Annotated in this window: 22 protein-coding genes; 11 read left to right on the forward strand and 11 right to left on the reverse strand. The window is 61.1% G+C overall.

From position 1 onward, the window contains the following. The first annotated feature begins 50 nt into the window (after positions 1-50). Positions 51-905 (forward strand): DUF4432 family protein, encoded by an 855-nt coding sequence (locus tag ACSQ2Z_RS08655; RefSeq protein ID WP_436080825.1) that lies wholly within the window; start codon positions 51-53, stop codon positions 903-905. 75 nt (positions 906-980) lie between these two features. After that, positions 981-1,319 carry a TIGR01244 family sulfur transferase gene (locus ACSQ2Z_RS08660; RefSeq protein ID WP_436080826.1) on the forward strand — a complete coding sequence of 113 codons (339 nt, stop codon included), beginning with the start codon at positions 981-983 and terminating at the stop codon, positions 1,317-1,319. Between the two features lie 54 nt (positions 1,320-1,373). On the opposite strand, the gene ACSQ2Z_RS08665 is transcribed toward ACSQ2Z_RS08660, so the two are convergent. After that, positions 1,374-3,023 (reverse strand): thiamine pyrophosphate-binding protein, encoded by a 1,650-nt coding sequence (locus tag ACSQ2Z_RS08665; RefSeq protein WP_436080827.1) that lies wholly within the window; start codon positions 3,021-3,023, stop codon positions 1,374-1,376. A 175-nt stretch (positions 3,024-3,198) separates the two neighbouring features. Then, positions 3,199-4,134: an alpha/beta fold hydrolase gene (locus ACSQ2Z_RS08670; RefSeq protein ID WP_436080828.1), complete on the reverse strand. Its 936-nt coding sequence runs from the start codon at positions 4,132-4,134 to the stop codon at positions 3,199-3,201. A 251-nt stretch (positions 4,135-4,385) separates the two neighbouring features. Here ACSQ2Z_RS08670 and ACSQ2Z_RS08675 point away from each other — a divergent pair, with 251 nt between their 5' ends. From ACSQ2Z_RS08675 to metF, 4 genes are all read left to right on the forward strand, one after another. Further along, positions 4,386-5,081: a ribonuclease T2 gene (locus ACSQ2Z_RS08675; RefSeq protein ID WP_436083027.1), complete on the forward strand. Its 696-nt coding sequence runs from the start codon at positions 4,386-4,388 to the stop codon at positions 5,079-5,081. Between the two features lie 95 nt (positions 5,082-5,176). After that, on the forward strand, positions 5,177-6,826 hold the full coding sequence (ettA, locus tag ACSQ2Z_RS08680; RefSeq protein ID WP_436080829.1) for an energy-dependent translational throttle protein EttA: 1,650 nt from the start codon (positions 5,177-5,179) through the stop codon (positions 6,824-6,826). Positions 6,827-6,995: 169 nt separating this feature from the next. Then, complete coding sequence (locus ACSQ2Z_RS08685) at positions 6,996-8,024, forward strand: ArsR/SmtB family transcription factor (protein ID WP_436080830.1); 1,029 nt, start codon at positions 6,996-6,998, stop codon at positions 8,022-8,024. Position 8,025: 1 nt separating this feature from the next. After that, on the forward strand, positions 8,026-8,949 hold the full coding sequence (gene metF / locus ACSQ2Z_RS08690; protein ID WP_436080831.1) for a methylenetetrahydrofolate reductase [NAD(P)H]: 924 nt from the start codon (positions 8,026-8,028) through the stop codon (positions 8,947-8,949). A gap of 580 nt (positions 8,950-9,529) precedes the next feature. Here the strand turns inward: metF and ACSQ2Z_RS08695 are convergent. Then, a complete protein-coding gene (locus ACSQ2Z_RS08695) occupies positions 9,530-10,465 on the reverse strand; it encodes a DMT family transporter (protein ID WP_436080832.1) in 936 nt (311 codons plus the stop codon). Between the two features lie 96 nt (positions 10,466-10,561). On the opposite strand from ACSQ2Z_RS08695, the gene ACSQ2Z_RS08700 reads away from it, so the two are divergent. After that, positions 10,562-11,968, forward strand: coding sequence for a cation:proton antiporter domain-containing protein (locus tag ACSQ2Z_RS08700; RefSeq protein ID WP_436080833.1), 1,407 nt, complete (start codon positions 10,562-10,564; stop codon positions 11,966-11,968). Here the strand turns inward: ACSQ2Z_RS08700 and ACSQ2Z_RS08705 are convergent. The 4 genes from ACSQ2Z_RS08705 to ACSQ2Z_RS08720 all read right to left on the reverse strand — a co-directional run bounded on the left by ACSQ2Z_RS08705 (position 11,955) and on the right by ACSQ2Z_RS08720 (position 16,218). After that, the gene (locus tag ACSQ2Z_RS08705) at positions 11,955-13,163 is read right to left on the reverse strand and encodes a lytic murein transglycosylase (RefSeq protein WP_436080834.1); all 1,209 of its coding nucleotides are present in this window, start codon (positions 13,161-13,163) and stop codon (positions 11,955-11,957) included. The two genes, ACSQ2Z_RS08700 and ACSQ2Z_RS08705, sit on opposite strands and share 14 nt — an antisense overlap. Positions 13,164-13,286: 123 nt before the next feature. Next, positions 13,287-14,090 carry a glycoside hydrolase family 25 protein gene (locus tag ACSQ2Z_RS08710; protein WP_436080835.1) on the reverse strand — a complete coding sequence of 268 codons (804 nt, stop codon included), beginning with the start codon at positions 14,088-14,090 and terminating at the stop codon, positions 13,287-13,289. Between the two features lie 218 nt (positions 14,091-14,308). Continuing rightward, entirely contained in the window at positions 14,309-14,971 is a 663-nt protein-coding gene (locus ACSQ2Z_RS08715; protein WP_436080836.1) for a class I SAM-dependent methyltransferase, read from the reverse strand. Further along, positions 14,968-16,218 (reverse strand): DUF3419 family protein, encoded by a 1,251-nt coding sequence (locus ACSQ2Z_RS08720; protein ID WP_436080837.1) that lies wholly within the window; start codon positions 16,216-16,218, stop codon positions 14,968-14,970. The genes ACSQ2Z_RS08715 and ACSQ2Z_RS08720 overlap by 4 nt, the downstream gene beginning before the upstream one ends. A gap of 328 nt (positions 16,219-16,546) precedes the next feature. Here ACSQ2Z_RS08720 and ACSQ2Z_RS08725 point away from each other — a divergent pair, with 328 nt between their 5' ends. Then, entirely contained in the window at positions 16,547-17,896 is a 1,350-nt protein-coding gene (locus tag ACSQ2Z_RS08725; RefSeq protein WP_436080838.1) for a serine hydrolase domain-containing protein, read from the forward strand. A 41-nt stretch (positions 17,897-17,937) separates the two neighbouring features. Here ACSQ2Z_RS08725 and ACSQ2Z_RS08730 read toward each other — a convergent pair whose 3' ends face one another. The 4 genes from ACSQ2Z_RS08730 to ACSQ2Z_RS08745 form a co-directional block, all read right to left on the reverse strand. Further along, positions 17,938-18,882: a transglycosylase SLT domain-containing protein gene (locus ACSQ2Z_RS08730; RefSeq protein ID WP_436080839.1), complete on the reverse strand. Its 945-nt coding sequence runs from the start codon at positions 18,880-18,882 to the stop codon at positions 17,938-17,940. Positions 18,883-18,998: 116 nt separating this feature from the next. Next, positions 18,999-19,634 (reverse strand): LysE family translocator, encoded by a 636-nt coding sequence (locus tag ACSQ2Z_RS08735; RefSeq protein WP_436080840.1) that lies wholly within the window; start codon positions 19,632-19,634, stop codon positions 18,999-19,001. Between the two features lie 83 nt (positions 19,635-19,717). Further along, positions 19,718-20,932: a pyrophosphate--fructose-6-phosphate 1-phosphotransferase gene (locus ACSQ2Z_RS08740; RefSeq protein WP_436080841.1), complete on the reverse strand. Its 1,215-nt coding sequence runs from the start codon at positions 20,930-20,932 to the stop codon at positions 19,718-19,720. A 98-nt stretch (positions 20,933-21,030) separates the two neighbouring features. Further along, a complete protein-coding gene (locus ACSQ2Z_RS08745; RefSeq protein ID WP_436080842.1) occupies positions 21,031-21,906 on the reverse strand; it encodes a DMT family transporter in 876 nt (291 codons plus the stop codon). Between the two features lie 307 nt (positions 21,907-22,213). On the opposite strand from ACSQ2Z_RS08745, the gene ACSQ2Z_RS08750 reads away from it, so the two are divergent. The 3 genes from ACSQ2Z_RS08750 to ACSQ2Z_RS08760 all read left to right on the forward strand — a co-directional run bounded on the left by ACSQ2Z_RS08750 (position 22,214) and on the right by ACSQ2Z_RS08760 (position 24,444). Beyond that, the gene (locus tag ACSQ2Z_RS08750) at positions 22,214-22,921 is read left to right on the forward strand and encodes a TerB family tellurite resistance protein (RefSeq protein ID WP_436083028.1); all 708 of its coding nucleotides are present in this window, start codon (positions 22,214-22,216) and stop codon (positions 22,919-22,921) included. Beyond that, entirely contained in the window at positions 22,918-23,682 is a 765-nt protein-coding gene (locus tag ACSQ2Z_RS08755) for an N-acetylmuramoyl-L-alanine amidase (RefSeq protein ID WP_436080843.1), read from the forward strand. The genes ACSQ2Z_RS08750 and ACSQ2Z_RS08755 overlap by 4 nt, the downstream gene beginning before the upstream one ends. Positions 23,683-23,913: 231 nt before the next feature. Next, positions 23,914-24,444 (forward strand): lytic transglycosylase domain-containing protein, encoded by a 531-nt coding sequence (locus ACSQ2Z_RS08760; protein WP_436080844.1) that lies wholly within the window; start codon positions 23,914-23,916, stop codon positions 24,442-24,444. Positions 24,445-24,658 lie beyond the last annotated feature (214 nt).

Genomic DNA, 24,658 nt, shown 5'->3' on the forward strand with positions numbered 1-24,658 from the left:
GCTGATTGTCGGCGGTTCACACCGACTCACGCTCATGGGGGAGATGTTCGATGCCGCTCACCATGTTTGGCCGGGACGGGGAAGGCGAATTCCAGATCCTGCTCGACCGTCGGTCGGCGCTGGATATCGGTGCCTTCGTCGTCGACGGCGTCGATATTTCGCCGGGCACGGCGATCCCCTCGGACGGCGACCGGCGCATCGACCATGCGCTGCGGGGCTTCCTTTTCACCTGCGGCCCGGACCATATCCGCCATCCGGAACCAGTCGAGGGTTTTAAGGACGGGCGGAGGTTTCCGTTGCATGGTTCGCTTTGCGGCACGCCGGTGCGGCGGACCGAGATGTCCGCACCGGACGAGCCGCTCTGCTGTCTTGCCGAAACCGAGGTTCCGCTTGCCAATGGCGGGACGGCGCTGGTGTCGCGGCGCTGGGCGATCAGCACGGATGAATCACAGGTTCTGCTGTCGGACCGGGTTACCAATACGGGTGCCAAACCATTCGCCCCGATGCTGATGTATCATGTCAACATCGGTGGCCGGATGCTTGGCGACGACACGTATATTGCCGGGACAATGTTCGGCAACGAGCGATGGCCATGGCGGTTCGGCGATGGCGAAAGCGCACACTTCTGTCTGCCGGCCGCGCCAACGGCCATAGACGGTTGGGCGCAGGTGAGCCTTGGTCCATTCGAGGCCTTGTCCGGCCGCACGCTGATCGTCCGGTTTTCGACGGCAACCCTGCCGTTCCTCCAGATGTGGCGATGCCAGCGCGGCCCGGCCGACGTCATCAGCATCGAACCGGTGTCCCACCGGATTGCCAAACGGACCGATCTTGCTGCTGCGGGGGAGATGCCTATGCTCGCACCGGGAGAAACGGTGGATTATACACTGGCGTTCCAGATCCGCTGAAACCGGCTTTCCGATTGACGCCTTGCGCTGCCAGTCTTACATCAGTCCGGACACCATTTTCAGGAAGGTTTTCCCATGGACATTCGCCAGATCAATGATGAATATTCGGTCACCGGACAGATTTCCGTCGAAGACCTCGATGCGATCAAGGCGATGGGATTCAAGTCCATCGTCTGCCACCGCCCGGACTTCGAGCAGCCGGACCAGCCGCAGTTCGATGTCATCGCCGCCCGTGCCAAGGAACTCGGCCTCGACATCACCCATATTCCGGTCGGCCCGATGGGCGTGACGGCAGACGCCGTGCGCGACATGGTCGATGCGCTGGATACGTTCGAACGGCCGATGCTCGGCTATTGCCGCTCCGGCGCCCGCTCGACCAATGTGTATCAGCAGACCCAGCACATTCGCGGCTGAGAGTTTTTACCAACGGCGCGCTTTTTTGAGCGCGCCGTTCGCGCCTCCTGAAGCCTAACCATTCCTGATCTGGCTCAACGTCCGCGTTGGCGTGATAGCCTCGGGATCAAGCCGGATCTCGATGATCGACGGTTTGCCGCTCTGCCGGGCACGCTCGAAAGCGCCGGCAAACTCCTCCGTCTTTTCCACCAGTTCGCCATGGCCGCCATAGGCGCGGGCGAAGGCTCCAAAGTCCGGATTGGTGAGATCGGTTCCGCTCACCCGGCCCGGATAGTCCCGCTCCTGATGCATGCGGATGGTACCGTAGATGCCGTTGTTGATCACCAGCGTAATGATCGGCAGGTTATAGCGCACGGCGGTCGCGAATTCCTGTCCGTGCATCAGGAAGCAGCCGTCACCGGCAAAGCAGATCACCTCGCGTTCAGGAAAGAGATGTTTTGCAGCAACAGCCGCAGGCAGGCCGTAACCCATCGAACCTGATGTTGGAGCCGCCTGGGTGTTGAAGCGGCGGAAGCGGTGGAAGCGGTGCAGCCAGGTCGCATAGTTGCCCGCGCCGTTGGTGAAGATCGTATCCTCGGCCGTATTCGCCTCGATGTACTGCATGATCGGCCCCATCTGCACATCGCCAGGGCCAGTTTCCGGTGGGGTGGACCAGGTCAGATAGGCTTGGTGCATCGCTGTAGTACGATCGCGCCACAGCTGCTGCGCAACGGCGGGCTTCAAGTCGTCCAAGGCAGCCGTTAAATCGGCGGGCGCCGCCGCAATTGCCAGATCCGGGCGGTAGACACGGCCGAGTTCGCCGGGATCGGGATGCACATGCACCAGCGTCTGGCGCGGGTAGGGCACATCAAGCAGCGTGTAGCCCGAGGAGGGCATTTCGGAGAAGCGGCCGCCGATCAGGAGCAAAAGATCCGACTCACGGATTTCCTTGGCGAGTGCCGGATTGATGCCGATGCCGACGTCTCCGGCATAGTTCGGATGCAGATGGTCAAACAGCATCTGGCGGCGGAAGGAGCAGCCGACCGGCAGATCGAACCGCTCCGCGAAGGCCTGGAACTGCCGGATGGCTCGCTCGCTCCAGCGCGTGCCGCCGAGAATGGCGATCGGCCGCTCGGCTTTTGCCAGCAGGCCTTCGAGCGCCTTGATCTGCCCGGGGCCGGGATGGCTTTCAACCGGTTGATAGGGTTTGGCCGCTGGAGCCTCGGTCCTCTCGGTCAGCATGTCCTCCGGCAAGGTCAGCACCACCGGACCGGGGCGGCCGGAGGTTGCGACCGAGAAGGCGCGGGTGACGAATTCCGGAATGCGGGCTGCGTCATCGATCTCGCCGACCCACTTGGCGATTTCGGTAAAGGCGCGGCGGTACTCGATTTCCTGAAAGGCCTCGCGCTCGCGGGCATCGCGCTGCACCTGGCCGATGAACAGGATCATCGGGATCGAATCCTGGCGGGAGATATGCAGGCCGGCCGATGCGTTCATCGCACCCGGACCGCGGGTCACCATGCAGATGCCAGGTTCGCCCGTGAGGCGGCCCCAGGCATCCGCCATCATCGCCGCGCCGCCCTCCTGACGGCAGACCACGACGTCTATTTCGGTGTCATAAAGGGCGTCGAGCACCGCGAGGTAGCTTTCTCCCGGCACGCAGGAGATCCGCTTGACGCCGTTCGCCCTCAACGCCTCTACGATCAACTCCCCGCCTGTCTTCATGTCCGCTCCTCCCAAAGCCTTGTGAAAACTATTTTGTCAGATTGCAGGCGACATCGGCGCCACACTGGCGCTGTTGTTGATCCTGCGTTCGCGCCAGATGATTTAGGGGCCGGACGCGATGATGATCGCGCCGATTGCCGGCTTTGCAAGAAATATTGCTCATGCCATGCCTTCGTTATGTCCGCTGTTCCACAACAGTGAGGCACCAGCTGGCAAAATCCCGCATGGCGCTTTCGCGTTCCGTTTCATTCAGCGTTTCGTGACGCATCGCCGGATAGACGACCGTCGTCACGCGTTTCAGTCCCGCCGCCTGCATGCGCCTGGCCAGCCACTTGATTTCCCGGGCACCGTTGGTGGCCGGATCCTCGCCGCCACCGACGAGATGCATTGGCAGGTTGGGGGGGAGGCGTCGCAATCGATCGCGCCGCGCGCCCAGGAATGTCAGGTCAAACAGGTCGATCCACAGCGAGACGCTGGCATCGAAACCGCAGAGAGGATCGTCCACATATTTCTGAACTTCAAAGGCATCATGCGACAGCCAGTCGAAATCGGTCTTGCGGTCCTTGATGGACCGGCCCCAGGCGTCGAAGGTGAGTTTCGATAGAAGGCGGCTCGGCACGTCCGACCCCTTCAGCATCTTTTCGGCGGCGAGAATGACCTGTGCGGCACGTCCGGCAAGGCCCGGATTGAAGTTCGAGTTCCACACCGCCAACCCATCATAGAGCCCGGGATCGCTCTCTGCCGCGTTGAGCGCGATCAGCCCGCCCATGGAATGACCGAACAGGATAACGGGAAGGCCGGGATGATTGGCGGCTGCCATGTCGCGCATTGCCTTGACGTCGCACAGCACCTTGTCTGCGCCTTGCCGGTGCGCATACCGGCCAAGCGGCGCATCTCCGGCCTTGGTTGCGCCATGTCCGCGATGATCGTGCGCATAGACGTGAAAGCCGTGGCCGGCCATGAACTCGGCGAAACGGGTGTAGCGGGCGGTATGTTCGGCTAGGCCGTGGCTGACGATCAGTATGCCTCTTTCCGGGCGAGCAGCCGGCTGACGCCGCCAGACGAGGGAAGCACCGCTCGGGCTTTGCAACGTTTCGACCTTGGCAAACACGCCAACCCTCCCAGGCGAAGTTCCTGCACGTCCCTGCTATCAACTTGATTTGTCGGCGAAAGGCAATCTCCGCTTGGTGTCCGTTTCGCATCAGGTCAGGAAATATTGGTCGGATAAGGATTATAGGTTGCATTTTTCCCGTTTTAGTCTCTAATTGATCTTGTTTTGTTCTATTTTCAGGAGGGGCTTTCATGCAAGCGAATATCTTTATGCCATTTCTGCGCCGTCTGGCTCTTGCCGTCCTAGCCGCTATGGCCGCGTCCCCGGTATTGGCCGATGAAGAGCCGGCGGCACCGAAAGGAAAGACCGAGTATATTCTCGCCGTCAGCTGGCAGCCGGGATTTTGCGAGACGCGACCAAAGCGGAAGGAATGCGTTGGCCAGACCGCCGAACGCTACGATGCGACGCATTTTTCCCTGCATGGTCTCTGGCCGGTGAAGAAGAGTTACTGTGGCGTCGCGGCGGATGTTCGGGCGCGTGACAAGAAGGGCGACTGGCTGGAACTGCCGCAGCTGGCGATGGCCGAAGAAACGGCGGCGAAGCTGTTGATCGCCATGCCGGGAACCCAGTCGGGTCTCGACCGGCATCAATGGCTGCGCAGCGGCACCTGCCAGGGCGGCACGGCGCAGGACTATTTTGCCATCCAGCTCCATCTTCTCGACGAACTCAACGGCTCGGCGGTGCGAAGCCTGTTCGCCGGTCGCCTCGGACAGGAGATAACGGAGGGCGAGATCAAGCAGGCGTTCGACGCGAGTTTTGGAAAGGGGGCCGGCGGCCGGGTGCGGATGCGTTGCCAGAAGGCGGGTGAGCGTAGCGTCATCACGGGGTTGACGATCGGGCTTTCGGGCGATGTCTCGGCCGGGGCTCGCCTGTCACCGCTGATCCTTGCTGCCGGAGATACCGATTTCAAATGCGGCAGGGGGATTGTCGATGCTGCCGGGCTTTAGTGAATGGCTGAGTTAAAGCCGGTTTCTTCATTGCTCCGTCGGGATAATTCGCCTACATAGCGGGCAAAATCCCATTCCGTCGGAGCAGTCTCTTTATGGCACGTCAATTCATCTATCATATGTCCGGGCTGAACAAGTCCTACGGCACCAAGAAGGTGCTGGAGAATGTCAATCTGTCGTTTTACCCGGACGCCAAGATCGGTATCCTCGGCCCGAACGGCTCCGGCAAGTCGACTGTGCTGCGTATCATGGCCGGGCTCGACAAGGATTTTACCGGGGAAGCCTGGGTCGCCGAGGGTGCGACCGTCGGTTATCTGGCGCAGGAGCCGCAGCTCGACCCGAACAAGACGGCCATGGAAAACGTCATGGAAGGCGTGGCCGACAAGACGGCCATCATCGAGCGCTACAACGAACTGATGATGAACTATTCCGACGAGACGGCGGACGAGGGCGCGCGCCTTCAGGACATCATCGATGGCCAGAACCTGTGGGATCTGGAAAACCAGGTCGAGATGGCGATGGACGCGCTGCGCTGCCCGCCCGGCGATGCCGACGTGACGAGCCTTTCGGGTGGTGAGCGCCGCCGTCTGGCGCTCTGCAAGCTCCTGCTCTCCAAGCCGGATCTGCTTTTGCTCGACGAACCGACCAACCATCTCGACGCCGAAACCATCGGCTGGCTGGAAAACCATCTGCGCCAGTATCCGGGCGCCGTGATGATGATCACCCACGACCGCTACTTCCTCGACAACGTGACGGGCTGGATCCTCGAACTCGATCGCGGTCGCAGCATTCCCTACGAGGGCAACTATTCGGCCTACCTGCTCGCCAAGGCCAAGCGCATGGAGCAGGAAAACCGCGAGGACGCCTCCCGCCGCAAGGCGATCAACCGCGAGCAGGAATGGATCGCTTCCAGCCCGAAGGCCCGTCAGGCCAAGTCGAAGGCGCGTATCAAGGCCTATGACGAACTGGTTGATGCCGCTGATAAAATGCGTCTCGGCGATGCCCAGATCATCATTCCGATCGGCGAACGTCTTGGTCAGGTCGTCATCGAGGCCGAGAACATCACCAAGGGTTACGGCGATCGCATACTGATCGACGACCTGTCGATCAAGTTGCCGCCGGGTGGCATTGTCGGTGTCATCGGACCGAACGGCGCCGGCAAGACGACCCTGTTCCGGATGATCACCGGTCAGGAGAAGCCGGACAGTGGCAGCTTCCGGGTTGGCGATTCGGTGAAGCTTGGCTATGTCGACCAGAGCCGCGATGCGCTGGATGGCAACAAGACCGTCTGGGAAGAGATTTCCGGCGGCGCCGAAGTCATCAGGCTCGGCAAGCTCGAAATGAACTCGCGCGCCTATTGCGGCGCCTTCAACTTCAAGGGCACCGATCAGCAGCAGAAGGTTGGCAACCTCTCCGGCGGTCAGCGCAACCGCGTTCATCTTGCCAAGATGCTGAAGGCCGGCGGCAACGTGCTCCTGCTCGACGAACCGACCAACGACCTCGACACCGAAACGCTGGCGGCGCTGGAAATCGCGCTGGAAAACTTCGCCGGCTGCGCCGTGATCATCAGCCACGACCGCATGTTCCTCGACCGTCTTGCCACGCATATCCTTGCCTTCGAAGGGGACAGCCATGTCGAATGGTTCGAGGGCAACTTCGAGGATTACGAGAAGGACAAGATCCGCCGCCTTGGCCCGGAATCGGTCAATCCCAGCCGTGTCAGCTACAAGCGTCTGACCCGCTGAGTGCCGGCCGCGAGGGACCTCTCGGGCGCCTCGTAGTACCCTGTCGATCGGAAGGCGGCTCTTGTGGCCGCCTTTTCCGTTTGTGGACGTTGCCGCATGGCGTCACATTTCATCTTGCAGCACTCGCGAAAATCACATAAACATATCTTTATGTGTTGATGAGGGTGTGATGGCGAGAGAACAAGGGCTTGGACTGGACGCATTGGTGGACGTCCTGAAGGCGGCGGGAGAGCCGACGCGCATGCGTCTTCTCGCTCTGTTGGCCGCCGGCGACCTGACCGTCACCGATCTTACCGAAATTCTCGGCCAATCGCAGCCGCGAATTTCGCGCCACCTGAAACTGCTCGCCGAAGTCGCGCTGATCGATCGTTACCAGGAGGGCGCCTGGGCCTATTTTCGTCTGAGAGGCGAGGGCGCGGGCGTCGCGCTGGTACGTGATCTGCTCGCCGCTTCCGACGTCTCGGATGCGGTGTTGACGCGCGATGCAGAAAGGCTGATGGCGCTGAAACAGGCGCGCTCGGAGAAGGCGCAGGCCTATTTCAGTCGCAACGCCGCCGAATGGGACGAATTGCGCCGCCTGCATGTCAGTGAGGCGGACGTCGAGGCTGCGCTGAAAAAGGTCGTCGGCACTGAACCGGTCGATGGGCTGCTTGATCTCGGCACAGGCACCGGGCGTATTCTGCAACTGTTCGAGGGGCTCTACCGGCGCGGCGTCGGCGTCGATGCCAGCCGTGACATGTTGGCCGTTGCCCGCGCCAATCTGGATCGGGCCGGCATCACCAAGGCATCGATCCGGCATGGCGATATCTTCAACCTGCCGCTGGACGGGCGCCAGTTCGATCTGGTGACCATTCATCAGGTCCTGCACTTCCTGCAGCAGCCGGAGGCGGCGATTGTGGAGGCTGCCCGCATGCTGTCGCCCGGCGGCCGGCTGGCGATCATCGATCTCGCCCCGCACGCGCTGGAATATCTGCGCGATGATCATGCCCATATGCGTCTCGGCTTTTCACGCCAGACCATGGCGGAATGGCTGGAGAAGGCCGGGCTCAGTGTCGAAGAGGTCGTCGATCTTGCTCCGGAAAAGGACCGAGACCGGCAATTGACGGTGACCATATGGCTTGCCCGAGACCAGCGGCAGGCCGCCGCTGCCGATTTATCCGCGGGCGGCAAGGCCCTAGCCTATGCCGGGAGGACCTGACATGCCGATACACACCCTTTACCCGGCCGAACGCGGCAATCTGAGCCTCTCCTTCGAATATTTCCCGCCGAAGAATGACGAGATGGAAACGCAGCTGTTCCAGACTGTCGAGGATCTCGCCGCCTTCAACCCGGCGTTCGTGACGATGACCTATGGCGCGGGCGGTTCCACCAAGGCGCGCTCCCTGACGGCCGTGCGGCGGATGATCCACGACGGTTTTCCGAACACGGCCGCACATCTGACCTGCGTCGGAGCGGCCAAGGAAGAGGTGGATGCGATTGTCAGCGAGTTCATTGATGGCGGCGTGCGGCATTTCGTGGCGTTGCGTGGCGACCCGCAGGGCGGGATCGGCGCCCGCTACGAGCCCTTTCCGGACGGTTATGAAAACGCGGCTGCTCTGGTCGCGGCGATCAGGGCAAGAGGCGATTTCGAGATTTCCGTTTCCGCCTATCCGGAAAAGCATCCCGAAAGCTCCGACGTCGCCGCCGATATCGATATGCTCAAGCGCAAGGTCGATAACGGCGCAACGCGGGCGCTTACCCAGTTCTTCTTCGACAACAATGATTTCGAGCGCTACCTCGAACGCGTGCGGCGCGCCGGCATCACGATTCCCGTCGTTCCGGGTATCCTGCCGATCAACAACCTGGCGCAGGTCAGCAAATTTGCCGGGCTGTGCGGGGCGCGGGTTCCGGAGGCGATCGTCACCCGACTGATCCATCTCGACGAGAGCCCGTTGGAACGCTTCAAGGAAGCGACCCACATCGCTGCTGAGCAGATCGTCGATCTCGCCCGGCGCGGTATCCGTGATTTCCATGTCTACACGATGAACCGGTCGCCGCTCGTCGCCGCCGTCTGCGATCTCGTCGGATTCCAGCGGGACACGTCCGCGGCCATTCCGTCTCGTGCGGCGGGCGCGGCGGCCTAATCGGCTTCTCGTCGCTGCCGGCGGCGTTGAGGCCACTTCTGGCCGAAACCGAAGATCGTGGGAACCCTATGGGGTGACATGCCAACAGAAAAACCCTTGAGACCGTATGGTCTCAAGGGTTTTGATTGTCCGGCTGCCTCGCTTCGCAGTGCTCGGTAGAGCCACTAACCTGCTCGATCATGCTGCAATTGATTTACGGTATTATAGTCCTTGTTACCGATTGGACTGTTGCCTGACGTTTTCAGATGAAAAGCATGGTTGCTACGAAAACGAACGCTGCACTTATCATGAGGACATTCAACGAATGTGCTATTCCCATAACCGGCCCTCCTTGCGTTAACGCACGAAACATAGGGTGAAAATGTCACGGGTGAAAGGAAAAGTTATGCTGCGCTGCAGTGCCTGAGGCTTAAAAATTGGTTATGCACAGGATTAACATGCTGATTAAAAAACATTTTATCTGCCGCCACATTTTTTTCATAATGTCTTCGATCTGGTTAATGTAACGCACTGAAATGCGCTGTGAGTGACCGAATAGACACATTTGCGTTCCGCGCGGACAGTTCCGATTCCGGTGCCTTCAGGTTAGACGGCCAGGTAGGATACGGCCGTCGAGAACGACCAGTCCGGCGGCAATCAGCAGCATGCCGGCGATGTCTGTCGGTTCAAGCGTTTCCCGGAGGAACAGGAAACCGAGCAGGATTGCGCTTGGCGGTACCAGCAGCGTCACCAGCGAGGTGTTCGTCGCGCCGGCGCGGCTCATGATGTGGAAGAACAGGATATAGGCGTAGGCGGTGGACAGCATCGCCAGGGCCAGGACCGCTAGGACGGAGGTCAGCGGTGGTACCTGCAAGTGCCAGGGCGTGTCGATGACCACCGAGAGCGGCAGCATGATCAGCGTCGATGCGGTCAGTTGCCCGGCCGCGGTCACCGGCGCCGCCACCCCTCTGAAACGCTTGCCGTAGGTTGCGGCAAAACCGTAGCTGATTGCCGCGATGAGCGGAAAGAGCAATGCCCAGAGCGGAATGTTGCTGCCCGACGTCGTCAGCCCGGGTAGGGCGCTTGGGCCGATCAGCGCAGCCGTTCCGGCAAGGCCAAGCAGGCACCCGGTTATCTTGGCAAGGCTCAGCTTCTCGTCATGCGTCAGCGCATTGGCGATCAAGACGGTCCAGACCGGTGTCGTCGCGTTGAGGATGGCGGCGAGGCCCGCGCCGATCTGCGTCTGGCCGAGAAAGATGAAGGTATGCGGAATGGCGTTGTTGATCAGCCCCAGCAGCAAGAATTGCCGCCAGCGGGCCTGGAGTTCGCGGTAGATGCCGTAGCGGCCAAAAACATAGATGTGCAACGCGAGTGCTGCGATCGCCACCCGCAGGAGAACGAGCGTGAGGGCCGGAACATGCTGGATGGCGATGCGCGCGAAGAAGAATGAACCGCCCCAGATCAGCCCGAGCAGTGCAAGAAGCCCCCACGTGGCCAGCGTCATCCGATGCTGCAGACTATCCGTTTTTGCATGCATACGACTTGACCTTCCCCTGCCTCATTCGGAACATAGCGAGGGTTAAGGTTTTGGGCGGGATTTATCCACCCGATTCTTGAACATAGCCTCATCGACATGAAGGACGATCTGCTGGAGCCGCTGACGACACAATCCATGGCCGCTGCCGCGCATGACGGACAGGGGCTTATCTCGATCGCGATCGTCGTGGCGGTCGCAGCGCTGCTTGGGCTGGGCTTCCTCCGTTTGCGCCAGCCGCCGCTGGTCGGCTTCATCCTGGCAGGCGTCGCGCTTGGGCCAACCGGATTTGGCTTCATCTCCTCCAGCGGCAACGTCACGCTGCTAGCGGAGATGGGCGTCGTCGTCCTGTTGTTCTTTATCGGCATGGAACTCTCGATCAGGGCCTTCGTGCTCAGCCTGCGCCAGGCGCTGTTCGTCGCAGGCGGTCAGGTTATCGCCGCCATCGCGGCCGCCGGGCTGATTGCCTTGATGACCGGGGCAAGCCTGGCGGAAGGGCTGATCCTCGGTTTCGTCATCGCCATGTCCTCCACCGTCGTTGCCATGAAGATGCTCGAGGACATGGGCGAACTGCGCAGCGAAACCGGGCGGATTGCCGTCGGCGTGCTGATTGCCCAGGATATCGCGGTCGTGCCCATGCTGATCCTGGTCTCGAGCCTGGGCGGCGAGGAGGTGCGTATCGGCACGATCGCGGTCAAGATGCTGATCGCCATCGCCATCCTCGCCGCCTTGCTTTGGTGGTTCGGCCGGCACGGGAAACTCAGGATTCCGTACAGCGAGGCCGTCGAGGACAAGGTCGAGATACTGGCGCTCGGCGCCCTTGCCGTCTGCTTCGGCACTGCTGCGATTTCCGGTCTTGCCGGCATGTCGCCAGCTTATGGCGCCTTTCTGTCTGGCATCGTCATCGGTAATTCCACCCTGCGCAGCCGCGTCATCCCGGTTATCGAGCCGATCCAGAGCGTGCTGCTGGTGGTCTTCTTCCTGTCGATCGGCCTGCTGATCGACCTGACCTTCATCGGAGAGAATTTCTGGTCGGTGCTGAGTGCTGCGCTGATCGTCATCGCCGCCAAGACGGTGCTCAACATCTTCCTGCTGAGAAAGACCGGATCGTCACCGCAGATCGCGTTGATCGCCGGCCTGTCGATGGCGCAGATCGGTGAATTCTCCTTCGTGTTGGCGGCTGCCGGCTTGAGCGCCGGCGTGCTGCAGTTCGACACCTACAAGGTGGCGATCGCCGTCACCGCCGTCACGCTCTTGGTATCGCCGTTGTGGGTCAGCGTGATGCACCGGTTGGAGAACATCGCTTCCGAACATCTCTCGACCTACCGCGAGGCTTTCGCGGTCGCCTATGCACGCGAACTGAGCGAGGTGTCGAAAGGAGGGGCAGCCCTTGCGGACGCCCGCTGGTCCCTCCGGCTGCGTTACCGCGCGTTCCGGCTCGCCCGCCACCATCGGCGGCAGGCGCGTTTGCACAGCGAGAGGGGAACCGACGTTAAAGAGCGTTGAGAACCGCTTCCGTGGCCCAACCGTCGGCAGGCAGGCCGAGGCGCAACTGTTCCTTTTGCAGCGCCGTGCGCGTACCGGAACCGAGGATGCCATCGATCTTGCCGACATCGTGGCCCATGGTCTGAAGTTTCACCTGCAGGGCCTTCATGCCCTCGTCGCTTAATCCCTGTTCAGGGGTGTGCGTCTCGTAAGGAGGTGCACCGGCGAGCCGGGTGGCGAAATAGGCGGCCGAGGTCGTGTAGATGAACGACTGGTTCCATTCGAGATAGATGTTGAAGTTCGGATAGGTCATGAAGGCGACGCCGTGGCGTCCCTGCGGGATGACGACCGAGGCGGTAAGCTGCGCAAATGTGGTGTTGCCGTCGCGCGGCTCGACGCCGAGTGCAAACCAGTCGCCGGCGGGCATGCCGGTCTGCAAGCCGGTCTTCTCCCAAGGCAGGTTCTCCGGCAGGATAACTTCCTGAATCCATGGCTGGCCGGCGGTAAATCCGAGGCTCTTGATGAATTTCGCGGCCGTCAGGATCGCATCCGGCGCGCTTTGCTTGAGGTCCACATGGCCATCGCCATCGCCATCGACGCCCTGAGCGATGATGTCTTCCGGCAGCATCTGCACCTGTCCGATTTCGCCGGCCCAGGCACCGGTGGTGGTTGCCGGGTCAAGGTCACCGTGCTGGACCATCTCGATCGCCGAAATCAGCTGCGGGCGGAACATTTCCGGGCGGCGGCAATCATGCGCCAGCGTCACGAGCGCATTGCGGGTGTTGAAGTCCCCCTGAACGGCGCCGAAATCCGTCTCCATCGCCCAGAACGCCGTGATCACCGGGGCTGGAACGCCGAATTCCCTTTCCGCCCGCTCGAAGACGGCGGCATATTCGCTCATCTTCTTCGCGCCCACGTCCAGACGCGCTTTACTGACGGTGCGTTGGGAGAATTCGGTGAAGCTCTGCTTGAAGACGCCTTGCGCCCGGTCGCGGCTCAGCACCTTCTCGGAAATCGCAGCGCCAGCCAGCGCGCGGTCGACTGCTTCTGCCGGGATACCTTTGGCAATCGCTTCCGCCTTGACGCCTTGCAGGAAGGAAGCGAGGTCGCCGCCACAAGGGGCTGCGGGCGTGGTCGTTTGCTGCGCAAGGGCAGACGAGGTCAAAAGGGTGAGGAAGCCGATCGAAAGAACGGAGCGCAGTGTGCCGCGTGTCATCGCAAGTCCTTGTTGTCAGGCCGGGACCGGCCGGATGCGGCCCGAAAAAGAGCCGCGGTTGGCGTGAAATTATGAAAGCCGCTGTCGCACGGCAATGGGGCGGAAAGAAGAAACCGCGCCTGGTTACTCACTCGCGACCTGTTCACGCGCTTTCGAAACGGCGGTCACCCAATTCTTCCAGTTCTTGGGCGATCCCGCGAAGACGTTGATGTCGGCATCGCCGTCAATGCCGGGGATGACGCCCGTGCTGGTATATTGCCAGAAGGCCCAGCGGCGCTCCGGGTAGATTTCCGTCGGGTGCTTGGCGACGGAACGAACCCAGAAATGATAGTCCTTGAACTGGCCGACGAGATTGTCGCGGTGGAAGTCGACCGAGGTGTAGATGATCGGGCGCTTGCCGTAATGCTGCTCAAGCCGGTCCATGAAGCGCTTCATTTCGGTCTGCACGGTCAGCGGCGAAGGCCGGTAGCGGCAGGTCTTGGATTCGCCGTTCCATTCGACGTCGACAACCGGCGGCAGATAGACCGCTCTCTTCGGCACATTTGCGATGAACCAGTCGGCCTGCTGGTCCGCCGTCGAGCAAAAATAGTAGAAATGATAGGGCGCATAGGGCAGGCCGGCGGCGCGGGCGCGCTGCCAGTATTCGTTGAACCGCGTGTCGACCCTATCCTTGCCTTCCGTTGCCTTGATGAAGGCGAAGGAGACGCCAGATCCCTTCACCTTGACCCAGTCGATATCGCCCTGCCACTTCGAGACATCGACGCCATGGATATTGTGATTATACGGGGTGCGTGCGCCGAAATCCTGCGGATCCTTGTCCTGGAACCGGGGCGGGATCGATGCGGTGGAAACGAGATCGTAATCTGTCGACGTACAGCCGGAAAGGAGCGTCGCAATAGGCAGTAGAGCCAGGAAAAGCCGGCGCATGAGGTCCCCGTTCTGAAACGATCGACGATGATGCCTCACACGATGATATCCGCTGATGTGAATCCCCCGGGAGGCGTGAACCTCATTTTCACCATATCATCGTAAAAATTGAGTTAGTTTCAAGCAGCAATTGTCAAAGCTGCACCGCAGAGCCGAAATAGGCGCGGGTCTGCGGTCGATCCTATAGAGCTGGATCGCTACGCGGAGCTTGCCCCGGCTTATTTCACTTGGCGGCGGTAAACAAAGAGCCAGGCATAGCCGCGGCCGATCGGGCGATGCTCGACCGTGTCACCAAACTGTTCGCCCTTCTGCCTGAGCACAGTCACCATCGTCTCGCGCGGCGTCACGTGAAAGCGTTTCAACCAGGCCTGGAGCCCGCGCTGGAACAGGCGCGGCAGGCGTTCCTGCTGGCCGAAATCGGCGATATGAAGCGAGCCGCCGGGATTGAGCGCGGCAATCGCGGCGTCGATCGCCTTTTCCCAGTCCGGGATCATCGACAGCGCATAGGAAATGACGATGCGGTCGAAGCCTGTTTCGCCGAATTCAGAAGGCTGGAAATCGGTCGCGTCGGCGACACGCAGAACCGTCCTCGTGCGTCCGGGTTTGCCGAGTTTCGCCTCGGCCGAAACGAGCATTTCAGCCGAGATGTCGAGCCCGAACAGACGCGCCTGCGGAAAGCGCCGTCCGATCAGCGCCAGATTGCGGCCCGTGCCGCAGCCGATTTCAAGCACACTGCCGTCAACCGGAACATCAAGCGCCCGGATCAGCGTGTCGCGGCCGAACAGATAGTATTTGCGGGTCAGGTCGTAGAAATGCCGCTGTGTGCGGTACATCCGGTCCATGCGCTCGGCATGGGTGGCACCGGTATCGATCGCTGTCATGCCGCTTTCCTGTAGATATGGAAGCCGCCATAGATGGCAGAGCGATCCTTGAGGTTCAGAGCCTGCGACTTGTCTGCATCGTAGTGCCACTGGCCAAGCAGGGCCTGCGACACGCGGCCCTCCAGGATGCTGGCTTCGGCGGCGGTGCGGAAGATGACCACGGCGTCCTCCGCTGACGTCCGGGTAATTTCGGTCCACAGATCATTGAGTTGGCGGTCCGTCATCCAATCCTGCGCATCGAGCAGGACGTAACGATCGACGGAGCCGGCCGCCTTCTTCGCCAGTAGCTCGGTGAAATTGGCGTGATGCACATGCACGCGCTCGGCATTGTTGCGGATCGTCTCGTGGCGGCTCGCCTGCAGGTAGACCGGCAGTTCGCCTTCGTGCGGCATCGGATAGCGGCGTGCGAAGGCCTGCCAGGCGAAATAGTTTTCCTTCAGCGGAAAATGGCAGGAGAGCTTTTCGAGGCGCTGGCGCAGCACACCCGCCAGCGATTTTTCGTCGCTGAGGCTCGCAAGTTCGTCGAACTGCTGCGGCGGGATGCCAAGCCCGAACAGCGAGCTCTTGCGGCTCGTAATCCAGCGGATGACCGGCCGATCGAAGAGTGGCGCCAGCCGCTCGTCAAAGAACTGCCGTTGTTCGCGCATCGAGCGCGCATTGGCGAGTTCGGCCGGATCGACGCCGTGCAAGCGCGCCAGAAGGTGACCGAGGCTGATGAAGCGGCCAAGCAGGCCGGTGCGATAGATGTTCTTGCCGAAAACCCGGATGCGGCGCTGACCCGTCAGGCTGCGGCTGTTCCAGTATCTGCGCGTCGCGGTGTCGAGCTTGGCCGCGAGGAACCTATCGAAGGCTTGAACGTTGCTGGCAACATCGTGCCGGGCAAGGAAGCGAACGACGTCCGCGTGGCCGGGCAGGTGCCGGAAAGCCGCAAGTTTCAACCGGTTGAGCGCGATATGATGCGGATTGAGATCGACGACGTCGATGCGCTCGGGGGCGGCGGAGAGATAGGCGAGCATGTTGCAGCCGCCGGAGCCGATGGTGACGATATGGTGCTGCGGCCGGATTTGCATGGCCTCCATATCGACAGCCGGATCCTCCCATATCTGCGGATAGACGAGACCGGTGAAAAGCAGTCCGAAAAGGCGTTCCGATAAACCGTCGACGGTCAGTGCCTTATGCTGGAGCAGAGCGGTCTTGAGCTTGCGGTTCTTTTTGCTATAGCCTGCATCGGGGGCGAGATCGGTCATGTCAGCCTGCCATCTGTTGAAGTTGGAAGGCTTCTAAGACGAGTCCGCTACACTTTGATGACGGGTAGCTGATGCAATTTCTCGTTCACGATAATCGATTGAGTTTGCACATGTTGGATAAGGCCATCTCCCGACGGCCCGAACACGACGTCAAAGGACCTTTTTGATTTCCACCCGGTTTCAGCGGAATTCTTCAGTGTGAACCGGCCAAGGTCGCGGCACGATCAATAGGTTAGAAACATTTATCGCGCCAAAGTGATTGCCATAAACCCTTCCTAAAAACATGGAATCCTGTTTTTGTGGCGGTGGCGAAGCAGGGGCGGTGCGTATGCGCAGAAGATTGTGGTGGCTTGCGGGCGCGATGCCGGTTGCCGTTGCGGCGATTGCCGGCTGGCTGGTGGTCATGCCGCCCGAATTGTTGCGCGTCGGTGACAGTTATGCTGCCAAGATCGTCTGCTCCAATGTTTTCATAGCTGGCCGCGACGCCAATGCGGTGCTCGCCGACGACGTTCAGGCGCCCGGTCATCCTTTTTTGCGCCTAGTGCGCCTATCGGTTGATGAAACCCGCAAGGCGGTCACCGCCCGCATGTTGGGCTTTGCGGCTCCAGGCCATGCCATCTACCGCGAGGGTCTTGGATGCACCAATGTCACCGAAGGCGAGTTTGCGGCGTTTCCGGGCAACCGGCAGCTTCGCCGCAGGCCGCCGCAATCGGATGAGGGGAAACCCTGGCCCGACGGTAGCGGCACGAACGTCAATCCTGCGGTGCAGACACTGCTGGCGGATCCGCAGCTTGCCGGACCCGGCATGCGCGCCATTGTCGTCGTCAAGGACGGCAAGATCGTCGCGGAACGTTATGGCGAAGGTTTCAACAGCGGCACGCCGCTGCTCGGTTGGTCGATGACCAAGTCGGTGACGGCCGCGCTGATCGGCTTGCGCATCAGGGATGGCCGGATGGCGCTCGATCGAACGGAGCTTCTGCCGCAATGGCGAAATGACCCGCGCAACCAGATAACGCTCGGCGATCTTCTGGCCATGCAGAGCGGTCTTCAGTTCAACGAGGATTATGGCGATGTGACCGACGTCACCCGGATGCTGTTCCTCGAGGGGGACATGGCGAATTTCTCGGCCTCGAAACCGCTCGAGGCGCAGCCGGGAGAACGCTTCAGCTATTCCAGCGGCACGTCGACGATTCTTTCGCGGCTCTGGATGGATAGCTTCGGCAGCCTCCGCGAGGCACTCACCTTTCCGCGTGCGGCCCTGTTCCGGCCGCTCGGCATGACAAGCGCGGTGCTGGAGCCGGATGCGCACGGCACTTTCGTCGGCTCCTCCTACATGTATGCGACGGCGCGGGACTGGGCCCGGTTCGGCCTCTTCCTGCTGCGAAACGGCAATTGGAAAGGCGAGCAGATCCTGCCGCCGGACTTTGTTACCTTCATGCGCACGCCGACAAAGATATCAAACGGGCGCTATGGGGCAGGGCATGTCTGGACGAAGCTCGGAAAGGATGGTGGGCCGCGCCTGCCTGCGGATGCCTACTGGCTGCAGGGCCATGACGGGCAGACCGTCATGCTGGCCCCATCCCTTGGGCTTGCCGTCGTTCGCCTGGGCCTCACGCCATCGAGGCTGGGCTATGACGTGCGCATGCTGGAGGCGAAAATAGCTGAGACTGTCAATTGACCGCCGCTGAAGAGATCCGGTGATATGGCCGGCTGAAGGCTTTATTTCATGCCCAGCGTTTCAAGCAGGCCCTTGCGCTTGGCGTGGTAATAATAGCCGCTGGCATAGAGCCTGACGGCGCCGTCGTTCTGGTTGTCGGCCACCATCCAGGCGCCTGCCAGATACTTCGTCGCATATTTCAAGTTTGTCTCGGCATCGAAGAGGCCTTCGGCCGGACCTTGGTAACCAAGACTCTTGGCCGTATTGTAGCGAATCTGCATCAGGCCGTAATTGCCGGCATGATAGGCGCGCGGATTATAGGTGCTTTCGCGCTTCACGACGCGATGCACCAGCTCTTCCGGAATATTGTTGAGTTTGGCGTAGTAGGCGATCAGGCGATCGAGCTCAGGACGCGAGCTGGTCGGCTTTTCCGCGGTCAGTGAAGCAAGCACCGCCTGCGGAGCCGACAGAACTGCCTCGGTCATCGAAGGCTTCTGGACCGGTACGATCATGCGTCTTGCGACGAGGGTTTCCAGTCCGACTGGTTCGCCGGTGTCGAAATCCGATTCCATCGCGGCCATGACCATGCCTTCGGGAATCTGAGGCGCACTCGCCATAGCGGTCTGGTTGGCGGCCGGAGCGACCATGGCGTTTGCGGTCTGAGGCAAGGCGCCTGGCGTTGCCGCCTCACCCATTGTCGATGCCTGCGGCGTGGCAAGCGGGTCGGTGGTCGCGCCGTTCGTCACGATCGGACTCTCGCCGGGCTTCATCATCGCGGTTTCGGCCGCAAGCGCCGCGGCCGTCGCCGTCGCTGCGCCATCTGGGGTTGGCAGAGCGTAAGCCGTCATTTCCGTTCCGGGCTTCGGCAGCGGCGTCACCGTCTGCACTGCCATCAACTGCTCCATCGGCGTTCGCTCAACGCTCGAACAACCGCCCGCAAGCGTCACCGAGACCAGAGCACAAGCCGTAAGCGCCGGTTTCAAAACGGAAAAACGGAAATTAGCCATGCTGTCGCTTTCGTGCTGTCAGGCCCCGCAGCCCTCGCAAATCAGCAGCAAACGGCCGCCATGTGCAAATCCTCATTAACCGATGGGGCAGGGAACCGCAAGCGCGGGACGCCTTTTCAGGCGCCGGCGCGCCGCAGGCCCGCTGTCACAAGGCCTGCGCCGATCAGCAGCGAGCCGCCCGTCCGGTTGACGATGGCCTGAACCTTCGGCTTTCGAATCGTTTTGCGGGCGACTGAGGCCATCAGCGCATAGGCCGTTGCGTTGGCCGCGGCGAGCACCAGAAATGTCGTTTCGAAGATCAGCATCTGGCTAAACAGCGGACGGCTGAGATCGAGGAACTGCGGCAGAAAGGCGACGAAGAAGACGATGCTTTTCGGGTTCAGCGCGGTGACGACATAAGCGTGCAGGAAAATCCGCAAGGGTTGCTCGACCGGAACCGCCATCGTCCCGTCAGTGGCCTCGGCCGCGATCGGTGTGCGCCACAGCTTGATGCCGAGCCAGATGAGATAGGCGGCACCCACCCATTTCAGAACCGTGAAAATTGCAGCCGAAGTGGCGAGCAGTGCACCGAGGCCGAGCATCGAGGCGGTCATCGCCGTGAAATCGCCAAGAGCGACACCGGCAACCGTGGCACCTGCAACAGTGCGTCCATGGCCCAGCGCATAGGAGATGACGAGCAGGATTGTCGGGCCTGGAATCGCAAGCAGGATGGACGAGGCGACGACGAAGGCAAGCCAGTGTTCGATCGACATGAAAAAGGCTCCGTTTGGACGTGGCGTTCCATCGAGGAAGCCATGCGCGAACGGAGCCGTCAATAGGCCTTGTCAGCAGGGAATCAGGATGCCGGCGACCACTTCTGGCCGATTACGTCCATCACGTCCCCGAACCACTTGACCGACGTATCGAAATGCTTGCCACCGCGGATGCGCGGGAATTCGATCGTCCTGAGCCTCCCGCCCTTGTCCTCATCGTGACCGGTGACGCCGGAGACCTTGTTGAGCGCGCTTTCGACGGCCAGATCGACCATGCCCTGGATAAGGCGCAGATCGTCCACGTTGGCAGGTGCGGAGCGGGCGTAGTAGCCCGATTTCTGTACCATCGAGCGTTCCGCGCCGAGGAGGGCCGCGAACTGCTTGGAGAACCAGCCGCCGACATTGATCGTGTCGATCTTCACATGGCCGAACGCATCGCGTTTCACGCTTTCGCCAGCCGCTTCGCGTTCGGCGACGACGGCGTCCAGGCAGGCACCTTCGCTGACGAACAGGGTGACGAAGCCCGCCTTATCCATCGTCGCGCGCAGTCGCTCGGCCTCGGCTTCCACGTCGAATGCTGTTTCGGGAAGATAGAGGCCGTCGATGTTCTTCAGCTTGGAGTCCATCATAAAGCCGTCGACGAATTCCTTGTCGTCGGTCATCTGGATATAGGCGCGCGCAGTCGCGGCCGTCAGCCAGCCGCAGTGGCGGCCCATCACTTCGTGCACGACAAGGGTGCGCGGCGCAGCACTCTGCTCGTTGCTGACGTTGTCAAAGAATTTCGCGCCGTATTCCGCAGCCGTCCAGGCACCGAGCGACTGGCGAATCGGCACCACGTCGTTGTCGACGGTCTTCGGCAGGCCGACGACGGTCAGGTCGTAGCCATTGGCGCCGAGATAGGCGGCGAGATCGGCTGCCGTCGTGTTGGTGTCGTCGCCGCCGATGGTATGCAGAATAGTGATTCCATCGGAAGCGAGCTGCTCGGCAGCGACCCGCAGGGGGTTCTGGCCTTCCTTGACCAGGCCGCGCTTGACGCAGTCTGCGGCGTTGGTCAGCTTGACGCGGCTGTTGCCGATCGGCGAGCCGCCATGGCGGTGCAGGATATGGGCTTTCTCGCGCATGTCGCGGGTGATCTCGATCCGGTCGGCAAGAAGCAGACCCTGATAGCCGGAACGATAGGCGACGAGCTCAATATCAGGCGAGATATCGGTGTAGCGTTCGATCAGGCCACCGACGGCGGAGGACAGGCAGGGGGCGAGGCCGCCTGCGGTCAGCATTGCAACTTTCTGTTTGGGCATGAATTCCTCCTCGGGATTTCGGCAAATCGTCCGAGGTCTCTCTAGCGCAATTCCCGTGGAAGTTAAATGACATCCAGTCAATTCGGCCGCGTGACGCGCTATGCAATGCGCGCCTTGCGGCCGAGCCAGACGATGACGGCGACCGCGACGGCAAAGGCGACCGTCGCCAGGCTGATGACTTCGCCGAGTAGCACCGCCGACACGGCGAGCGTCACGAAGGTCTGCAGCAACTGCACCTGCGCGACGCGGCCGATGCCGCCGAGGGCGAGGCCGGCGTTCCAGAAGACAAAGCCGCCGAACATCGACATCAGGCCGAGATAGGAGAGGGCGCCGAGCTCCACATTGGTCGGTGCATGAATGCCGTTGGTCATCACCACAAGTGTTGCCGCGAGCGATAGTGGCGAGGTGATCACCAGTGCCCAGGAAATCACTTCCCAGCCCGGGATGATGCGTGACACCTTGGCCGACAGCACATAACCGAGCGATGCGGTGACCGCCGCCAAAAAAAGCCAGACATCGCCAGTTTGCAGATGAAAGCCCCTTTCGCGAACAGAGAAAAAGACGACAAGGGCGGCGCCAGCAACACCATAGGCCCAGAAGGCCGGCCCAGGCCGTTCGCCGTCGACAGCCGCTGCAAAGATCGAGGTCAACAAGGGCAGAAGGCCGAGAACCACGCCGCCATGGCTTGCCGGGATCGTCTGCATCGCGATCGAGGAAAAGATCGGAAAACCATAGACCACGCAAATGCCTGCGCCGATCAGCATCGCGCCCTGTCCCTTAGGCCAGCGTTTGCCAAGCAAAAGCACCGTCAGGCCCGCTGCGGTTGAGGCGATGACGGCGCGACCGAAGGTGATGAAAAAGGGAGAAAAGCCGCCGAGCGCGATGTGCGTCATCGGCAAAGTTGCGCCAAAAATCGTGACGCCGATCAGACCTAGGGCCATGCCCACGGCCTGCGGGTGGGTGGAAATGCGCATGGGAACTCCTGATGTACAGCTTTCGCTCGCATCCTGGCAGGACCAAAGTCAAATTCATTTGCATCATCGACGGATCACCCAATCGAATGGAAAATAGTGAGGTGCCATCACAAATTCGTCATTTGGGCCGTTTCGGCGGGTTGTATGCCTTGCAATCCGCATCAACATCTGGTCAAGCTGTTGCATGAGCTGCCCGCCTATTGCGGCCGCACTGCTGTTTCTGACTTTTTGCACTCGTGCGCGGGCGTTGCCCTGCCGCCGCCTCCCGAAGCAATGTGGATCAGCAATCATGGGAAAGAACGTGCCTATGTCATTCTGGGATCGCATCCTCAGCATCGTCACCGCGACGGGCAATGCGCTTGCCGGCGTTGTCGAGGCGATCAGGACGCTGTTTGAAGGTGATCCGGAGACACGCCGCAAGGTGGCTTTCTCCGTCGCCATGATCGCGTTGTCCGCCAAGATGGCAAAAGCTGACGGCCTCGTCACCGAGGCCGAGGTCTCTGCCTTCCGCGATATCTTCAAGTTTCCGGACGATCAGGCCCGCAATGTCGCGCGGCTCTACAATCTCGCCCGTGAGGACGTTGCCGGTTACGAGGCCTATGCCGAGAAGATGGCGTCGCTGTGCGCTTCCTGCGATGAGAACTGCCCGGTGCTGGAAGACATCATCGATGGGCTCTTTCATATCGCCAAGTCGGATGGCGCCCTGCACGACAAGGAGGTCGCGTTCCTCACACGTGTCGCGGAAATCTTCCACATGGGAGAAGAGCGGTTTCAGGAGATCTTGGCACGCCATGTTCACCTGTCCGATGCCAATCCCTACGACGTGCTCGGCGTCTCGCCGAAGGACGACTTCTCGATGATCCGCAAGCGCTACCGCGTCCTCGTGTCGGAAAATCATCCCGATATGCTGGTCGCCCGCGGCGTGCCGGAAGAATTGCACGCGATCGCCAATGATCGCATGGCGGCACTCAACGCCGCCTATGAGGCGATCGAGAAAGAACGCCGCGCCGCATGACGCCCTTCGCCTGCGACTACCCGGCCGCGTGCGCCGTGCCTTCGCCCAACCATGGCGAAAGGGCGGGCGGCCTGAAGCCGGACATGATCGTTCTGCACTATACCGGCATGGAGACGGCGCAAGCCGCGCTCGACTGGCTCTGTCGCGAGGAAAGCCAGGTTTCCAGTCACTACTTCGTCCATGAGGACGGTCGCGTCGATCAGCTCGTGGCCGAGGATCGTCGCGCCTGGCACGCGGGCAAGAGCGTCTGGAAGGGCGAGACAGACATCAATTCCCGCTCGATCGGCATCGAGATTGCCAATGCCGGCCACCTTGGCGGTCTGCCGGATTTCCCCCCGGCGCAGATCGAAGCGGTCGCTGAATTGTGTCGGGACTGTGGCAATCGCTGGTCTATCACCGCGGAAAGGGTGCTTGCGCACAGCGATGTGGCCCCGATTCGCAAGGCGGACCCGGGAGAAAAATTTCCTTGGGATCAGCTCCATTCGAGCGGTGTCGGGCACTGGGTTCCACCGGCTCCGATCGGCGGCGGACGATTTTTCCAGAGGGGCGATCAGGGCCAGCCCGTCGAGGCGGTGCAGACCATGCTGTCGTTCTATGGTTACGGAATTGAAGTGACAGGCGTTTTTTGCGAGAAGACGGAGGGGGTGGTTGCCGCCTTCCAGCGCCATTTCCGCCAGTCCCAGGTCGACGGCATCGCCGATATTTCGACCCTCGATACGCTCCACAGGCTCTTGTCCGCGCTGCCGAATTTCAGCCGCTGAACAGGCTTGCCGGACGGGCTCTCCTGCGCCCTTGCCAGGCCTTCGTCGCTTTAATTTTGTGCACCGCCACATGATCGTCACTATGCCGGGGTCTTTTGCCGGCGTACCGAGCCGTGGGTGATTTCAAGGCGCAAGGCCTTCTCCTGCTGATGACGAAAATCGGGGACGCGTGATGGCAGGGCGGGGTGCGCCCACATGCTGCTGCGCCCGAAAGTGGAGATTTCAAGCTAAATGAGACTACCGCATCTTGCTGCAACTGCGGCATGCTTCTGCATGCTTTTTTCCGGGGTTGAAACGTCGTATGCCGGGGGCATCGACAAGACCATAACATCCTCCATCAAGCCAGCCACGAGAACCACGGGCTATCCGTCGCCAGGCGCCTCCCTCGAGACTTCGACCTACAGTAACCTGATCCAAACCTATGCGAAGCAATACGGCGTTCCTGTCGATCTCGCCCATGCGGTCGTCAAGGTCGAAAGCAATTTCAATCCAAAGGCCCGCGGCGGCGCCGGCGAAATCGGCCTGATGCAGATCAAACCGGCGACGGCCCGGATGATGGGCTATACCGGGGGCAAGGGCGGTCTGTTCGACCCCGAGACCAACATCAAGTTCGGTATGAAATATCTTGCCATGGCGCATGAATTGTCCGGCGGTTTCACCTGCGGCACGATCCTTCGCTACAATGCCGGCCACGGCGCCAAGAAGATGAACCCGGTATCGCGCCGCTATTGCGGCAAGGTCCAGAGCATCATCAACTCATAAAGCCGCGGTCCGGGCGCCGGGTAGGGTTTCGCGTACCGGCGTTTTTCAAGTTCTCACCTGCCGGCCCGGCAGATGCCATGCCATCTCCGCCAGATCGTCTACAAGGACGGCGGGCATGTAGGGAACATTCGATTTCATCATCGTTGGCAGCTCGGATACGCCAGAATACGAGACGGATTTTATCGTCCGCTATGGGTGGAAACACCGGCGGGCA

The sequence above is a fragment of the Pararhizobium sp. LjRoot235 genome (assembly GCF_964254145.1).
Lineage (GTDB): Bacteria > Pseudomonadota > Alphaproteobacteria > Rhizobiales > Rhizobiaceae > Pararhizobium.

Excerpts from the sequence above, each read along its gene's own strand:
- ACSQ2Z_RS08655 (WP_436080825.1), top strand. The coding sequence starts at position 51 with ATGCCGCTCACCATGTTTGGCCGGGACGGGGAAGGCGAATTCCAGATC.
- ACSQ2Z_RS08660 (WP_436080826.1), top strand. The coding sequence starts at position 981 with ATGGACATTCGCCAGATCAATGATGAATATTCGGTCACCGGACAGATT.
- ACSQ2Z_RS08665 (WP_436080827.1), bottom strand. The coding sequence starts at position 3,023 with ATGAAGACAGGCGGGGAGTTGATCGTAGAGGCGTTGAGGGCGAACGGC.
- ACSQ2Z_RS08675 (WP_436083027.1), top strand. The coding sequence starts at position 4,386 with ATGGCCGCGTCCCCGGTATTGGCCGATGAAGAGCCGGCGGCACCGAAA.
- ettA (WP_436080829.1), top strand. The coding sequence starts at position 5,177 with ATGGCACGTCAATTCATCTATCATATGTCCGGGCTGAACAAGTCCTAC.
- ACSQ2Z_RS08685 (WP_436080830.1), top strand. The coding sequence starts at position 6,996 with ATGGCGAGAGAACAAGGGCTTGGACTGGACGCATTGGTGGACGTCCTG.
- metF (WP_436080831.1), top strand. The coding sequence starts at position 8,026 with ATGCCGATACACACCCTTTACCCGGCCGAACGCGGCAATCTGAGCCTC.
- ACSQ2Z_RS08695 (WP_436080832.1), bottom strand. The coding sequence starts at position 10,465 with ATGCATGCAAAAACGGATAGTCTGCAGCATCGGATGACGCTGGCCACG.
- ACSQ2Z_RS08700 (WP_436080833.1), top strand. The coding sequence starts at position 10,562 with ATGAAGGACGATCTGCTGGAGCCGCTGACGACACAATCCATGGCCGCT.
- ACSQ2Z_RS08705 (WP_436080834.1), bottom strand. The coding sequence starts at position 13,163 with ATGACACGCGGCACACTGCGCTCCGTTCTTTCGATCGGCTTCCTCACC.
- ACSQ2Z_RS08710 (WP_436080835.1), bottom strand. The coding sequence starts at position 14,090 with ATGCGCCGGCTTTTCCTGGCTCTACTGCCTATTGCGACGCTCCTTTCC.
- ACSQ2Z_RS08715 (WP_436080836.1), bottom strand. The coding sequence starts at position 14,971 with ATGACAGCGATCGATACCGGTGCCACCCATGCCGAGCGCATGGACCGG.
- ACSQ2Z_RS08720 (WP_436080837.1), bottom strand. The coding sequence starts at position 16,218 with ATGACCGATCTCGCCCCCGATGCAGGCTATAGCAAAAAGAACCGCAAG.
- ACSQ2Z_RS08725 (WP_436080838.1), top strand. The coding sequence starts at position 16,547 with ATGCGCAGAAGATTGTGGTGGCTTGCGGGCGCGATGCCGGTTGCCGTT.
- ACSQ2Z_RS08730 (WP_436080839.1), bottom strand. The coding sequence starts at position 18,882 with ATGGCTAATTTCCGTTTTTCCGTTTTGAAACCGGCGCTTACGGCTTGT.
- ACSQ2Z_RS08735 (WP_436080840.1), bottom strand. The coding sequence starts at position 19,634 with ATGTCGATCGAACACTGGCTTGCCTTCGTCGTCGCCTCGTCCATCCTG.
- ACSQ2Z_RS08740 (WP_436080841.1), bottom strand. The coding sequence starts at position 20,932 with ATGCCCAAACAGAAAGTTGCAATGCTGACCGCAGGCGGCCTCGCCCCC.
- ACSQ2Z_RS08745 (WP_436080842.1), bottom strand. The coding sequence starts at position 21,906 with ATGCGCATTTCCACCCACCCGCAGGCCGTGGGCATGGCCCTAGGTCTG.
- ACSQ2Z_RS08750 (WP_436083028.1), top strand. The coding sequence starts at position 22,214 with ATGTCATTCTGGGATCGCATCCTCAGCATCGTCACCGCGACGGGCAAT.
- ACSQ2Z_RS08755 (WP_436080843.1), top strand. The coding sequence starts at position 22,918 with ATGACGCCCTTCGCCTGCGACTACCCGGCCGCGTGCGCCGTGCCTTCG.
- ACSQ2Z_RS08760 (WP_436080844.1), top strand. The coding sequence starts at position 23,914 with ATGAGACTACCGCATCTTGCTGCAACTGCGGCATGCTTCTGCATGCTT.